The 13,911-nt window shown below is 61.2% G+C and carries 14 protein-coding genes; 5 read left to right on the top strand and 9 right to left on the bottom strand.

The features are described from left to right. Positions 1-15: 15 nt before the first annotated feature. The 4 genes from AM571_RS15225 (at position 16) to AM571_RS15210 (ending at position 4,083) form a co-directional block, all read left to right on the top strand. On the top strand, positions 16-990 hold the full coding sequence (locus AM571_RS15225) for a sialic acid TRAP transporter substrate-binding protein SiaP (RefSeq protein ID WP_074062129.1): 975 nt from the start codon (positions 16-18) through the stop codon (positions 988-990). A 63-nt stretch (positions 991-1,053) separates the two neighbouring features. Further along, positions 1,054-1,626 (top strand): TRAP transporter small permease, encoded by a 573-nt coding sequence (locus AM571_RS15220; RefSeq protein ID WP_074063269.1) that lies wholly within the window; start codon positions 1,054-1,056, stop codon positions 1,624-1,626. Positions 1,627-1,630: 4 nt separating this feature from the next. Then, complete coding sequence (locus tag AM571_RS15215) at positions 1,631-3,037, top strand: TRAP transporter large permease (protein ID WP_074062128.1); 1,407 nt, start codon at positions 1,631-1,633, stop codon at positions 3,035-3,037. 14 nt (positions 3,038-3,051) lie between these two features. Next, entirely contained in the window at positions 3,052-4,083 is a 1,032-nt protein-coding gene (locus AM571_RS15210; RefSeq protein ID WP_074063268.1) for an L-idonate 5-dehydrogenase, read from the top strand. Here the strand turns inward: AM571_RS15210 and AM571_RS15205 are convergent. The 9 genes from AM571_RS15205 to AM571_RS15165 form a co-directional block, all read right to left on the bottom strand. After that, positions 4,080-5,018 carry a dihydrodipicolinate synthase family protein gene (locus AM571_RS15205; protein WP_074062127.1) on the bottom strand — a complete coding sequence of 313 codons (939 nt, stop codon included), beginning with the start codon at positions 5,016-5,018 and terminating at the stop codon, positions 4,080-4,082. The genes AM571_RS15210 and AM571_RS15205 overlap by 4 nt on opposite strands. Positions 5,019-5,037: 19 nt before the next feature. Then, the gene (locus AM571_RS15200; protein WP_074062126.1) at positions 5,038-5,991 is read right to left on the bottom strand and encodes an ABC transporter ATP-binding protein; all 954 of its coding nucleotides are present in this window, start codon (positions 5,989-5,991) and stop codon (positions 5,038-5,040) included. Then, complete coding sequence (locus AM571_RS15195; protein ID WP_074063267.1) at positions 5,992-7,008, bottom strand: ABC transporter ATP-binding protein; 1,017 nt, start codon at positions 7,006-7,008, stop codon at positions 5,992-5,994. A gap of 8 nt (positions 7,009-7,016) precedes the next feature. Next, positions 7,017-7,934 carry a dihydrodipicolinate synthase family protein gene (locus AM571_RS15190; RefSeq protein ID WP_074062125.1) on the bottom strand — a complete coding sequence of 306 codons (918 nt, stop codon included), beginning with the start codon at positions 7,932-7,934 and terminating at the stop codon, positions 7,017-7,019. Between the two features lie 18 nt (positions 7,935-7,952). Next, the gene (locus tag AM571_RS15185) at positions 7,953-8,828 is read right to left on the bottom strand and encodes an ABC transporter permease (RefSeq protein WP_074062124.1); all 876 of its coding nucleotides are present in this window, start codon (positions 8,826-8,828) and stop codon (positions 7,953-7,955) included. A gap of 3 nt (positions 8,829-8,831) precedes the next feature. Further along, a complete protein-coding gene (locus tag AM571_RS15180) occupies positions 8,832-9,791 on the bottom strand; it encodes an ABC transporter permease (protein ID WP_074062123.1) in 960 nt (319 codons plus the stop codon). A 58-nt stretch (positions 9,792-9,849) separates the two neighbouring features. After that, positions 9,850-11,433, bottom strand: coding sequence for an ABC transporter substrate-binding protein (locus AM571_RS15175; RefSeq protein ID WP_074062122.1), 1,584 nt, complete (start codon positions 11,431-11,433; stop codon positions 9,850-9,852). Then, positions 11,430-12,161: a FadR/GntR family transcriptional regulator gene (locus AM571_RS15170; RefSeq protein ID WP_074062121.1), complete on the bottom strand. Its 732-nt coding sequence runs from the start codon at positions 12,159-12,161 to the stop codon at positions 11,430-11,432. The genes AM571_RS15175 and AM571_RS15170 overlap by 4 nt, the downstream gene beginning before the upstream one ends. Positions 12,162-12,312: 151 nt before the next feature. Next, complete coding sequence (locus AM571_RS15165) at positions 12,313-13,242, bottom strand: LysR family transcriptional regulator (protein WP_074062120.1); 930 nt, start codon at positions 13,240-13,242, stop codon at positions 12,313-12,315. Positions 13,243-13,442: 200 nt separating this feature from the next. Here AM571_RS15165 and AM571_RS15160 point away from each other — a divergent pair, with 200 nt between their 5' ends. Continuing rightward, complete coding sequence (locus tag AM571_RS15160; RefSeq protein WP_074062119.1) at positions 13,443-13,910, top strand: RrF2 family transcriptional regulator; 468 nt, start codon at positions 13,443-13,445, stop codon at positions 13,908-13,910. Position 13,911: the final 1 nt, after the last annotated feature.

Genomic DNA, 13,911 nt, shown 5'->3' with positions numbered 1-13,911 from the left:
CGGGAGGAAAGAGCGATGAAGATCAGACTGGCCACGATAGTTTGCACTGCAGCCGCCATCATGGCGACGACGGTTGCCGCGCATGCACAGACGGTCCTGAAATGGGCCCATGTCTATGAAACGTCCGAACCCTTCCATACGGATTCGGTCTGGGCATCCGAAGAGATCAACAAGCGCACCGGCGGCCGCTACAAGATCGAGGTCTATCCCGCTTCACAGCTCGGCAAGGAAGCCGACATCAACCAGGGACTGAAGCTTGGCACCGTCGATATCATCATTTCCGGTTCGAGCTTTGCCGCCCGCGACTACAAGCCGATCGGCGTCACCTATTATCCCTATATCTTCCGCGGCCCGGAACATCTGATCGCCTACACCAAGAGCGATGTCTTCAAGCGCCTTGCCCAGGGCTACGAAGACAAGACCGGCAACCATATCACTGCCGTCAGCTATTACGGCACGCGCCAGACGACCTCGAACAAGCCGATCGCCAAGTGCGCCGACATGCAGGGTCTCAAAATCCGCGTTCCCGACGTACCGGCCTATCTCGCGATGCCGCGCGCCTGCGGCGCAAACACGACACCGATCGCCTTTGCCGAGGTCTATCTTGCGCTTCAAAACGGCACGGTCGAGGCACAGGAAAATCCGCTGACGACGATTGAGGCGAAGAAGTTCTATGAAGTTCAGAAAAACATCATCCTGACCGGCCATATCGTCGATCATCTGAACACCGTGGTTTCCAAGACCCTGTGGTCGAGCCTTTCTGCCGAGGACAAGACGATCTTCGAGACCGTGATGCGGGAAGCTGCAGAGCGCACTACCAAGACGATCGAAGGACGGGAAAAAGGCCTCATCGCCACCTTCAAGGAGAAGGGGCTCAACGTGACGGAAGTCGACAAGGCCGACTTCGAGAAGGCCGTTGCCGAAAAGGTCGCCTTCGAGGATTTCGGCTATGAAAAGTCCGACTGGGAAGCCATCCGCGCTATCCAGTAATCGCAAAGGATGCGGCGCCATCGGGCGCCGCATTCTCCCTTCCGGCGAAAACGGATGTTGCCCATGTCGCAAGAAGTCCACACCCAGATCACTCCCGACGAGATTGCCCATACTTTCGAAGGCGCGGCTCCGACCGCAAAAGCCTCCGACTATGCCCCGGAGGACTGGATCACCCTGATCGTCTTCTGGCTCATGACCGGCTGCGTCTTTCTGCAGTTCTTCACGCGCTATGTATTGAACGACAGCTATGCCTGGACGGAAGAGATCGCCATCAACTGCCTGATCGGCGTCGTCTTCCTCGGTTCGGTCATGTGCGTGCGCACCTCGCGCCACATCCAGGTGGACGTGTTCTACCACTACATGCCGCAATCGATGGCAAGGATCCTTGCCAGCTTCGTCGACGTCGTCCGTATCGGCTTCTTTATCTACGCCTGCTACCTGATGTGGCGCTATGTGCAGATCGTCGCCGAGGAGGAGATGGTGACCATCGCGCTGCCGCGCAACATCGTTTTCTACAGCGTCTTTGCCGCATTCGTCCTGATGCTGCTGCGCGCCATCGTGGTCTTCGTTGCCAATATGCGCCGCGGCTATTCCGTTCTGGAGCGGCCCGAGGAATTCCAGAAAATCGAGGATTGATCACATGCTCCTGCTTGTCGGCTCGTTTCTCCTGCTGATGGTCATCGGCGTGCCTGTCGCGATCTCGATGGCGTCCGCCTCGGTGCTCTATATCGTCCTCTACGGCGTTGCGCCCGACATCATCGTCGCCCAGCGAATGATCGCCGGCGTCGAGAGCTTTCCGCTGCTTGCCGTTCCCTTCTTCATTCTCGCCGGCAACCTGATGAATTCGGCAGGGGTGACCGGGCGTATCTATTCGTTTGCAGTTGCCCTCGTCGGCTGGATGAAAGGGGGCCTTGCGCAGGTCAACATCATCGGCTCTGTGATCTTCTCCGGCATGTCGGGAACCGCCCTTGCCGATGCCGCCGGGATCGGCACCATCGAGATCAAGGCGATGAAGGACCACGGCTATCCGGTTGAAGCAGCCGTCGGCGTCACGGCGGCCTCGGCGACGCTCGGCCCGATCTTCCCGCCGTCTCTGCCCTTCGTCATCTACGGCATGATGGCGAACGTCTCGATCGGCGCCCTGTTCATGGCCGGCATTCTGCCCGGCATCGTCATGACCGTTCTGATGATGGTGACCGTTGCCGCATTCGCCTATGCGCGGAGCTGGGGTTCGGATGCACCCTTCGATGTCAAGCAGCTTCTGTCGGCGTCGCTGGAAATCGTCGTGGTGCTGCTCGTTCCCGTCGCGATCTACCTCATGATGCTTGCCGGGTTGTCGATGAACGTGTCGACCGGAATAGCGCTTGCCGCGCTTCTGGCGCTGGACTGGTATTTCTCCTTTTCTGCCGTCATGGCCCTGATGACGCCGGTCATTCTCATCGGCGGCATGACAATGGGCTGGTTCACGCCCACGGAAGCGGCAGTCGCGGCTGTCCTCTGGTCGCTTTTCCTGGGGCTGGTGCGCTACCGCACCATGACGCTCTCGACACTCGCCAAGGCGAGCTTCGATACGATCGAGACCACCGCCTCGGTCCTCTTCATCGTGACTGCGGCCTCGGTCTTTGCCTGGCTCTTGACGGTCAGCCAGGCCGCACAGCTCTTGTCGACGGCGATCCTTTCGATCACCGACAACAAGTGGGTTTTCCTGATCCTCGTCAATCTGCTCATGCTTTTCGTCGGCTGCTTCCTGGATACCATCGCGGCGATCACCATCCTTGTTCCGATCCTTTTGCCGATCGTGACGCAATTCCAGATCGATCCCGTGCAGTTCGGCCTGATCATGACGCTCAATTTGATGATCGGGTTGCTCCATCCGCCGCTCGGAATGGTATTGTTCGTCCTTTCGCGGGTGGCAAAGCTTTCCGTCGAGCGTACGACCATGGCAATCCTGCCCTGGCTGGTTCCGCTGTTCGTCGCACTGATCCTGATCACCTTCATCCCGTCGGTCTCGCTCTGGCTGCCGCAGCAGCTCGGGTTGCTGAAGTAATGGGGAGCGAGCTTGTGCAGACGCGTTTTGCCCGGCTTTACGGAGCGCGGGACCTGAGGGTCGAGGCAGGCCCGGTGCGCGAACCGGGCGAAGGCGAAGTACTCCTGCGCATGGCCGCTGCAGGGATCTGCGGCTCCGATCTGCATTACTACCAGGACGGCGGCTTTGGGCCGGTGCGCGTGCGCGAGCCGATCATTCCCGGACACGAGGCGTCGGGCTTCGTCGAGACGGCGGGCGCCGGAGTGGCCCTGCCCGAGGGAACCCTGGTCGCCGTCAACCCGAGCCAGCCGTGCGGATCGTGCGACTATTGCAAGCGTGGGCAGCCGATCCACTGCCTCGACATGCGCTTTATGGGAAGCGCCATGCGGCTTCCCCATGAGCAGGGCATGTTTCGCCAGTGGCTGGTCGTGCCGGCTCTGCAATGCGTCGCCGTTTCCGGTGAGGTCAGTGCGGCCGAAGCGGCATGTGCCGAACCGCTCGCCGTCTGCCTTCATGCAGCTTCACGTGCGGGCGATATCGCGGGAAAAAAGGTGCTGGTCACCGGCGCCGGCCCGATAGGATGCCTTGCCGTTGCCGCGGCGCGTTATCATCAGGCTGCCGAAATCGTCGTCACCGACCTCGCTGACGCAGCACTTGGGCGCGCAAGCGCGATGGGAGCGGACAAGACGATCAATGCAAGAGATCAGGACGCGCTCGCACCCTACGAAGCCACAAAAGGATATTTCGACCTTGCATTCGAATGCTCTGCGGCAGCACCGGCAATCCGCTTTGCGATGGCGTCGGTCAAGCCTTTCGGCACAATCGTGCAGGTGGGCGTGACCGGCGACATCGCCATTCCGCTCAATGCCCTGGTCGGCAAGGAACTGCATATCCACGGTTCGCAACGCTTTCACGACGAATTCGCAGATGCGGTGGCATTGATCGCCAGCCGGCAGATCGACATCCGTCCGATCATCAGCCACAGCTTTCCGCTCGAACGCGCTTTGGAGGCTTTCGAACAGGCCGGCGACCGCCAGGCCGCGTGCAAGGTGCAACTGATATTCTAGGAAGCAAAAAATAGCTCGCCCAGCTCATCGCGCGCAATCCGGCGAAGCCGTGCCGCCTCCGTCTCGTCGATGCCGCGGTATGGTGACCGCAGACGTGTCCCGACAGGTCCCCAATTGCCGATTGCGCTCAGCAGTTTATCGAGCGCGGCATTCGAATAACCGGCCTTCTGGCGGAAGGGCACGATATGTTCGTCCATGAAGCGGCAGATCCGGCCTTCCGTTTCCAATGCCGCCTCGAGGTCGGTCCTAATCAGATCGGTCCATCGCTGCGCCCCGCGCGGGCTGAGGCAGGCGACATTGGAAAATGCGCCTGCTGCCACGCCTTTACTCATGCCGGTCGCCAGGTGATGGCCGGGTACGAAGAGCGAGAATTCCTGGAGGTGCTTTCGCGCTTCGCCGTACCAGTCCGCGCCGCCATCGGAAAGCTTGATGCCAACGATATCAGGGCAGGGGATGCAGATACCTGCGAGCTCCCGGGGCGTCAGAACGCGTTTGGCATGCGGCGGATTGTAAAGGATCAGCGGGCTCCCATCGGCGACCTTTGATGCCCTCGCCAGGAAATCTGCGGCTTCGAGATCGTTGACCGGCCACCAGTCCGGCAGGATCACCTGAATGGCCAGCGGCCGAAGGGAGGCTGCACGCCTAACGCGGTCAAGCTGGATCATCGCATCCGGCTGGCATGCGCCGATGACGAAGGGCATTGCGGCTTTCGTGCAACGCTTGGCCAGCATGGACTGGATCCGGTCGAATTCCGCTTCGGTCTGGTTGTGGAATTCGCCCGCCGTGCCGTTCGAATAAATGCCGTCGACGCCGGCTGCGATCAGAATATCGATTTCCTCGCCGAGCTTGGCGAAATTGATGCTGTCGTCCGCCTCGATCGGCAAAAGAAGGCTTGCCCAGTTCCCGCCGATCGGATGGCGCCTTTTTTCTGTCACGGAATGCTCCTTCTGCCGATCAATCCAGGTCGTCTCGAATGCAGGCCTTGAAATGCCCAGGAGCCACTTCGCGCAGTTCCGGCACGGTCCGGGCGCAGGCATCCAGCGCCTTTGGACAGCGCGTGCGGAAGACGCAGCCGCTCGGCGGGTTGGCGGGGCTTGGAATGTCGCCCTGCAATATCTGCCGGTTACGCCTGGCATCCGGGTCAGGCGAGGGGATCGCCGAGAGCAGGGCGCGGGTATAGGGATGCTTCGGCCTGGCATAGAGATCGGCGCTCGCCCCGATCTCCATGATCCGCCCGAGATAGAGCACGATCACCCGGTCGCAGATATATTCGACCACGGCCAAGTCATGCGAAATGAAGAGCATGGTGAGGCCAAGGCGCTGCTGCAGATCGCGCAGCAGGTTGATGACCTGCGCCTGGATGGAGACGTCGAGCGCCGAAACGGGCTCGTCGGCAACGATGAATTCCGGCGACAGCGTCAAGGCACGCGCAATACCGATGCGTTGGCGCTGTCCGCCGGAAAATTCATGCGCATAGCGATTGAGCGCGTCGGCCGGAAGATCGACCTGTTCAAGGGCCGACCGCGCCCGGTCGAGCCGTTCCTGGCGCTTTCCGATGCCCTGGATCGTCAGCCCCTCCGTCAGTATTTCGCCGATGGTCATGCGCGGCGAGAGGCTGGCATAGGGATCCTGGAAAATATACTGCATGCGCGGCCGGGCCCGCCGCATGGCGCTGGCCGTCAGCGCGGTGAGTTCGGTTCCGTCAAAGCGCACGCTTCCGGAGGAGGGCTCGACCAGGCGCAGCACCGAGCGGCCGATCGTCGTCTTGCCGCTGCCGGATTCGCCAACGAGACCGACGACCTCGCCCTTGCCGATATCGAAGGAGATATCCTGCAGGATCGTAAGTTTCGTCCCGCGCGAGATATAATGTTTCGCAAGACCGCGAACCGAAAGCAAAGGCTCGTTCATCTAAATCTCCCGCCAGCGGATACAGCGGCTTTTATGTTGCGCATTGACGTCGTCGAGCGGAGGGACAGCCGCGCAGCACGCGTGGATCGCGAACCTGCAGCGAGGCTGAAAGGCGCAGCCCGGCGGCATTTTCATCAGGCTCGGCACCATGCCGGGAATGGCGGCGAGCTTTTCGCCGGCGAGCTTCATGCGGGTTGCATCGCCAAGCCGCGGCATCGAGGCGAGCAGGCCGATCGTATAGGGATGCTTCGGATGGCGGAAAACCTCGCCGACCGGCCCCTCTTCGACGATCCGCCCCGCATACATGACCGCGACGCGGTGGGCGATTTCCGCGACGACGCCGAGATTATGGGTGACGAAGAGCATCGCCATGCCGCGCTCGCGCTGCAGCTTCAAGAGCAGATCGAGGATCTGTGCCTGGATCGTCACGTCGAGCGCCGTCGTCGGCTCGTCGGCAATCAATAGCGCCGGATCGCAGGCGAGCGCCATGGCGATCGTCGCGCGCTGGCGCATGCCGCCGGAAAGTTCATGCGGATATTGGCCGGCACGGCGCTTCGCATCGGGAATGCCAACGCTTTCGAGCAGGGCAATGGCCGCATTCATCGCCGCCTTCCGCTCCGCCCCGCGATGAATGCGGATCGGCTCTGCTATCTGGTCGCCGATGGTGAAGACGGGATTGAGGCTCGACATCGGCTCCTGAAACACCATGCCGATATCGTCGCCGCGGACCTTTCGCATGTCCTGCTCGTCAAGCAGGACGAGGTCGGCCACTTTGCCGCTCTTCCGCTTCAGGCGAATGCTCCCGGCGGCGATCGCGCCGATATTGCGTGAAAGCAGCCGCATGACCGAAAGGCTCGTCACCGACTTGCCCGACCCGGATTCGCCGACGAGTGCCAGCGTCTCGCCGGCGGCCACGGTCAGGTCGATGCCGTTGACCGCCGTCACCTCGCCGCCGCGGATGCGAAAGATCGTCCGCAGTCCGCGAATGTCGAGAATTGGATCGGCGGTCTGTTGCATGGCGATCATCAGCCAAGCAGCCCGGTCGCGCGCAGGATCTCGTCGATCCGGGCGGTCTCGGCCTGGTTAAGCGGAGCACGCGGCCGCGGCATGAAGGCAGTATCGATGATGCCGAGCCGTTTCATGGCAGTCTTGAAGGCGCCGATGCCCGAGGCGCCGCCGCTGACACGGCCCTGCGCGACCCAGACGATTTCGAAAAGCCGGCAAAGACGTTCCTGCTCCTGCTTCGCGAGAGCCCAGTCGCCGCGCTGTGCTGCATCCCAAAGGCGGACATAACCGTGCGGGTCGACATTGGCGATGCCCGGAACGACGCCGTGCGCACCCATCAGCAGCGCGGTGTCAACAACGATTTCCGAGCCTGTCATCAGGAAGACGTCCTTGTGCGCGGCGAGATCGAGAAGCGCATAGCGGAAATTGCCGTCGTCGCCGCTTGAATCCTTCAAGCCGATGATCGTGCCTTCCTTGGCAAGCGTCACGGTCGTTTGGCGTTGCAGCTTGACGTTGACGCAGACGGGAATGTCGTAGGCGATGAGCGGCACGTCGACGGCGTCGCGGATATAGCGGAAGTGGTCGAGGATCTCGGGCTGGCTGGTAACGGTGTAGAAGGGTGCTGTTACGACAACGGCGTCAGCACCCGCGGCCTTTGCGATCTTCGCGTGCGAGATGACCCGATCGGTCGTCGGATCGATGGTGCCGACGATGAGCGGCACGCGGCCGTTCACCACCTTGGCCGAATGTTCGATGATCTCGCGCCGCGCCTTGTCGTCGTAAAAGACCACCTCGCTCGTCGAACCGAGCACGAAGACCCCGTGGCAGCCGGCGCCGATCAGGTGCTCCAGAACGCGCGTATAGGAGGGATAGTCGACGGTGAAATCCGGATTCAGCGGCGTTACGACAGGAGGAACCACACCCTTGAATTTGCTCATTTCGCTTTCTTTCGATTGTCAGTTTAATTCGGCGCGAGGGTCGAAGGCGTCCCTCAGGCCATCGCCAATGAAATTGATGGCAAGCACGGCAAGGACCAGCGCCCCACCGGGGAAGAGCCATTGCCATGGATATTGTTCGAGAACCGCGGTGGAGCGGGCGGCATTCAACATGTTGCCCCAGCTTGCAGCTGGCGGCGCAATGCCGAGCCCGAGGAAGGAGAGGCCGGCCTCGAGCAGAATGGCATTGGCGATCTGCAGCGTCGCATAGACCATCAGGATATCGATCGAATTCGGCAGGCCGTGACGGAACAACAGGTGCGACAGGCCGGCGCCCATGCCGCGCGCCGAAAGGACGAAATCGCGTTCGCGCAGTTCCAGCAGGCGCGAGCGGATCATGCGGGCAAGCAGCGGCCAGGAGAGCAGCGAGATCACCAGCACCGTCGGCCAGATGCCGGTACCGGCAATCGAGGCGAGCACGAGCAGGAAGATGACGGGCGGCAGCGTCATGACCAGGTCGACGAAGCGCATGGAAAGCGCATCAGCCCAGCGGCCGGCCAGGGCGGAGACGGCGCCGAAGAGGAAACCGATCATCGCAGAGATCGCAGTCGAGGCGACGGCGACCAGAAGCGAGATGCGGCCGCCCTCCAGAACCCGGGCAAAGACATCGCGGCCAACGCCGTCCGTGCCGAACCAATGCGTCGCGGTCGGGCCGCTGTTCATGGCCAGAAGATCGATGTCGTTCGGCAGGAAAGGCCACCAGAGCGGATAGGACAGGATGATCAAAAGCATCGGGATTGCGACGCATAGCCCGAAGACGGCTGCCCGGTTGAGAAGGAAGCGGTCAAAGGCGCGGGCGAGAGGGCCTGGGCTGCGGGTTGGGGCGCGGGCCAGCATTGATCAACCCACCTTGATGCGCGGATCGATAAGCGCATAGGCGATATCGGTCAGCAGATTGACGATGATGACGCAGGTGCCGATGACGAGCGTCGCACCCATGATGACGGGATAGTCGCGCGTCTCCACGGCATCGACGAGCAGAAGGCCCATGCCCGGCCAGTTGAAGACGCTTTCGATGAAGATCGCCCCGCCAATCGCAAGGCCGATAGTCGAACCGATCAGCGTGACGACGGGCAGCAGCGCGTTTCTGAGAGCATGCTTGGCGATGACCCAGAATTCGACGACGCCTTTGGCGCGGGCGGTGCGCACGTAGTCCTGGTTGAGGACTTCGAGCATCGAGGCGCGCATGTAGCGCATGATCAAGGCAGCCTGGGCGATGGCGAGCAGTGCGGCAGGCAGGATCAGATGCCGCAGGAGATCGAGGACGGAAAACGCCTCGCCCGGCGTCAGCATGCCGCCCGACGGCGTCCAGTTCAGCCGGACGGAAAAAATGTAAAGACCGATCAGCGCGCTCAGAAAGGCCGGGCTGGAAATGCCGGCAAGCGCGAAGACCGAAAAGGAAATGTCGGCGAGGGAATTGCGCCGCACGGCGCTGATGACGCCGGTCGCGATCCCGGCGACGATCGAGATGACCAGCGCGGTGCCCATTAAAAGCACCGTCGGGCCGATGCGCGAAAGCACGAGGGTCAGGACCGGCTGGTCCAGCCGCTTGATCGAGTAGCCGAGATTGCCCGCCAGCGCCTGCTGCAGCCATGCGAGATACTGAACCGGCAAAGTCTGGTCGAGCCCGAGCCGGCTGCGCAATTCAGCAAGATCAGACGACGACATGGGGATGTTGGGATCGATATAGGCATCGATCGGATCGCCGGGGGCAAGGCGCAGCAGCAGGAAGATCAGCGCGCTCAAGGCAACGAGCATGCCCATCCCGATGATCACGCGCCGGAGGCTGTATCTGAGCATTGGAAATCCATTCCGTGAGGGTGGCCGAAGCCACCCTCGATCGTTCAAGAAGAGCGCCTTATTCGGCGATCGACCACTGCTGCGGATTGGCCTGATATGGCCCGCCGCCTGGAGCCGGCGTCCAGACGAAATCCTTGACCTTCGTCGACACCACGCCGTAGCGGTTCGCGACCCAGAGCGTTGCCCAGGGCAACTCGGTGTTCATCACCTTGCAGACCTGCTGATAGCGGGCATCGCGCTTGCTGGCGTCGGTTTCGGCAAGGGCAGCATCGAGTGCTGAGGTCAGATCCGGCATGCGGGCTCGCACGACGTTCGGGCCTGCCGGCGGAATCTGCTTTTCGTTGAGGCCGGGATTGATGCTGCCGGCATCCGGGCCGTTTTGCAGGCCGGCATAGACCATCTGGAACTGCGAGATGTCGGCATCTGCCTTCAGCACGATGCTGTTGTAGGTCGGCGCATCGACGGCGCGCGGAACGACGTTGATGCCGACCTGGGCGAGCATCGCCTGCACGGCCGCGAGCACGTTGGTCGCAAGCGGCGTCGTGTAGTAGGTCAGGAGCGTGATCGGCTTGGCGCCGTTGATCTCGTCCCAGCCGGCTTCCTTCAGCAGTTCCTTGGCCTTTTGCGGATCGTAGGCGTAGGCTTCGATATCCTTCGGCACCAGCCGATCGGCGATATAGGCGCAATTGGCCCGCGTCGCAGCGCCGCCGTAAAGGCTCTTGATGATGGCGTCGCGATTGATGGCATACATCACCGCCTGACGGACGCGCACGTCCTTCCAGATCGGCGAATCGTGGTTGAAGCCCAGATAGTTGACGACGAAGGAATTGCCTTCGATGACCTTGAAGGATTTGTCGTCCTTGAAGGTCGGCACGTCGTTGGAATCGACATAGGTGAACTGGATTTCACCCGACCGCAGCGCAGCGATCGCTGCCGCCGGATCGGCGAAATAGCGATTGATCACCCTTTCCAGCGCCGGCTTGCCGCCGCGATATTCGATGTTGGCAGCGAGCTCTACATATTGGTCGGCGACGTATTTGGTGAACTTGAACGGGCCGGTACCGATCGGCGACGTCGACCACCAGGTGCTCTTTGCAAGCTGATCGGCGGGGATGGTGGCGAGCGCGTGCTCGGGCAGCATCATCACCTTGGTCATCGTATCCAGGACACTGGCGCTCGGTGCGCTCAGCTTGACGACGAGCGTATGGTCGTCGGGTGCCTCGACCGCGGAAACCGGCTTGAGGCGGGCGGCAAGCACCGAGCCCGTCTTGGCATTCATCGCCAGTTCAATGGTGAATTTCGCATCCTTGGCCGTGAAGGACTTGCCGTCATGCCACTTCGCATCCGCGAGCTTGAAGGTGTAGGTCTTCTGGTCGTCGCTGACCTCATAAGACGAGGCCAGTACGCCGACGACCTTCTGCAGCTTATCGTCATAGGCAACGAGCGGCTCGAAATAGATACTGAGCCAGGTGAAGCCCGCGGTCGCTGCCAGCGGATTGAAATTGCCCTGAAAGCCGCCGGGGCCGACGTCGAAGCCGCCGGAAAGGGTCGCTGCTTCAGCCGGCGGTGTGAAAGCTGGAATGGCGGTCGTTGCCATCATCGCGGCGAGCGCGATGGCCGATAGTCTGGACAGTCGTTTCATTGTGTTCCTCCCACATTTGAACTTGTCTTGTTATTTGCAATCACCCGGGAGATGCCGGCATAATGGCGATCCAGGCGCATGCGCGCTTCCTCCAGGTTCTTTGCTTCCACCGCATCGACGATCGCCTCGTGGTCCCTCCAGGTGGCCATGGGATCGACATTGTCGAGATTGACGAAGTCGGACGCCTTGTAAAAAGCCAGCCAGAAGACATCGATCAGCCGCACGAGCGTCTCGTTGTTCTGGCAGCGGAAAAGCAGGCGGTGGAAGAGCTGGTCGTCTTCGGCAAATGACTGGCCGCGCTCGGCATAAAGACGCATCCTGTTGACCGTCGCACGCAGCTCGGCGATATCCTCGTCGCTGATCATCTCCAGCGTCTTGCCGATCAGACCGACTTCGAGCGTGCGGCGGATCTCGAGGACTTCCTCGATCTGGCGAAGCGCGCCGCCGAGCCCGTAAGCCAGGTTGTCGAGCAGTGGCTCGAAGGAGAAGGCCTTCACGAAGATGCCGACACCGCGCCGCGATTCCAGAACGCCAAGCGACTCCAGCGCCTTGATGCCCTCGCGCAACGAATTGCGGCTGACGCCGAGTTGGCTTGCAAGCTCTCCCTCGGCCGGCAGCAGAGTTCCCGGCGCAAGGCCGTTGTCGGCAATATAGGCGCGAAGGCTCTCTTGCACCGAGACGTGCAGCAGAGGCGCCCGCGTCAGAGGCTTCATCGTCTTAAGCGCCATGCCGATCCCGCTCCTGCGTGAGTTCCGAATACCGATAGACATATCCACTTGTAGGATATCTGTCAATTGGATAGCCATGTGGCCCCACTTGATTGTCGGCATCGGGCATCCGCTGTTTCTTGAAAGCGTTTAGAAAAGCCTGAGCGACTGTTCAGCCCAGGCTGCCCGCAAAGCGAGCGGAAAGCTTCTGAGCCCGGAATTCCTCGGTGATGAAATTCACGAAGACGCGGGTCTTTGCGGGAAGAAGGGAACGGCTGGGATAATAGAGCGAGATCAGTCCGGCATCGGCATACCATTGCGGGATGAGCCGGACGAGTTCGCCGCTTTCGAGACAGGGCAGGGCGTCGGGTTTTGCAATCAGCGCCACCCCAAGGCCCAGGACTGCTGCGCGGCACATGGCGGCGGGATCGTTGAGGACGATCTTTTCCCGCGGCCCTCCAGCAATCTCCTCGCCTGCGGCATTGCGCATCTGCCAATGGCGGATGCGTCCGGTGCGCATCGAGCGCATGACGATGCCGTCGAAAGCGGAAAGGCCGGCTGGATCGGCAGGTGGGGTGCGGTCGTGCATATAGGATGGAGAGGCGACAGCGATCAGGTGCGCGGGTGCAAGTGTACGGGCTACGACGCCGGGCGTCAGCTCGAAACCGCCGCCGATTGCCGCATCGTAACCTTCGGCGATCAGGTCGACCTGCCGGTTCTCAAATATCCATTCCGGCCGGATCTGCGGATAACGCGCGACAAAGCCCGGCAACAGCGGAAGGATATAAGTGAGGCCGAAAGTCGGGCTCATGCTGACTTTCAAGATACCGGACGGTTCGCCGCGATCTGCCGAGACATCTGCGATCGCCTCCTGCAGGCTCTCGAGATTGCCGCGGATGGCAAAAAGGAAGCGCTCACCGGCTTCTGTCAATGTCAGCTTACGGGTGCTGCGTTGGAAAAGCCGGACGCCAAGCCTGGTTTCCAGCGTTGCGACGTTCCGGCTGACGGCAGCCGGTGTGACCGAAAGCCTGCGCGCGGCAGCCGAGAAGCTGCCGAGTTCGGCGCTGCGTACGAAGGATTCAAGGTTGGCAAGCGTTTCCATCGGCCGATTTTCAATTCCAGCTTGAAGCCGGCGAAAATTATTGCACCGAAACTCTTAAAGGCAAGATCATGATTTTTGAGGAGAGCCATGATGTTAAAGTTAACCTATATAAATAATAGCTATTTCTTGTGTCTTCATGCTTTCGACGCTATTTGCATGGATAGAAGAAAGCAGCGCGCGGATCTGCGGGGCGATCGTAAATGCTGACCAAAAAGGGAAAATACGGATTGAAGGCCCTGGTTGATCTGGCGCGTCTGGCGCCGGGGGAAACCGCCTTCATCAACGATGTCGCCGCACGCAACAATATCCCGAAAAAGTTCCTCGATACGATCCTTCTGGAGCTGCGCAATGTCGGCATCCTTCGCTCCAAGAAGGGGCCGGGCGGCGGCTATTCACTGTCGCGGCCGGCCTCGGAAATCCGCATCGGTCACGTCATCCGCACGCTCGACGGGCCGCTCGCTCCCATTCGCTGCGCAAGCCGCACGGCTTATGAAGCCTGCGACGACTGTTCGAATCCGGAAACCTGTCATGTGCGCCGCTCGATGACCGAAGTGCGCGATGCGATCGCCGATATCCTCGACAACATGACGCTCGAGCAATTCGTCGCCAAGGGCGGCAAGCTTGGCGATGGAGGCGACGAGACTATGCCCGTTTTCGCGGCAGGCTGAC

It is taken from the genome of Rhizobium etli 8C-3, from assembly GCF_001908375.1.
Classification (GTDB): domain Bacteria; phylum Pseudomonadota; class Alphaproteobacteria; order Rhizobiales; family Rhizobiaceae; genus Rhizobium; species Rhizobium etli_B.
Note: the sequence above shows the minus strand (reverse complement) of the source record. Positions and strands in the feature narration are given on the sequence as shown.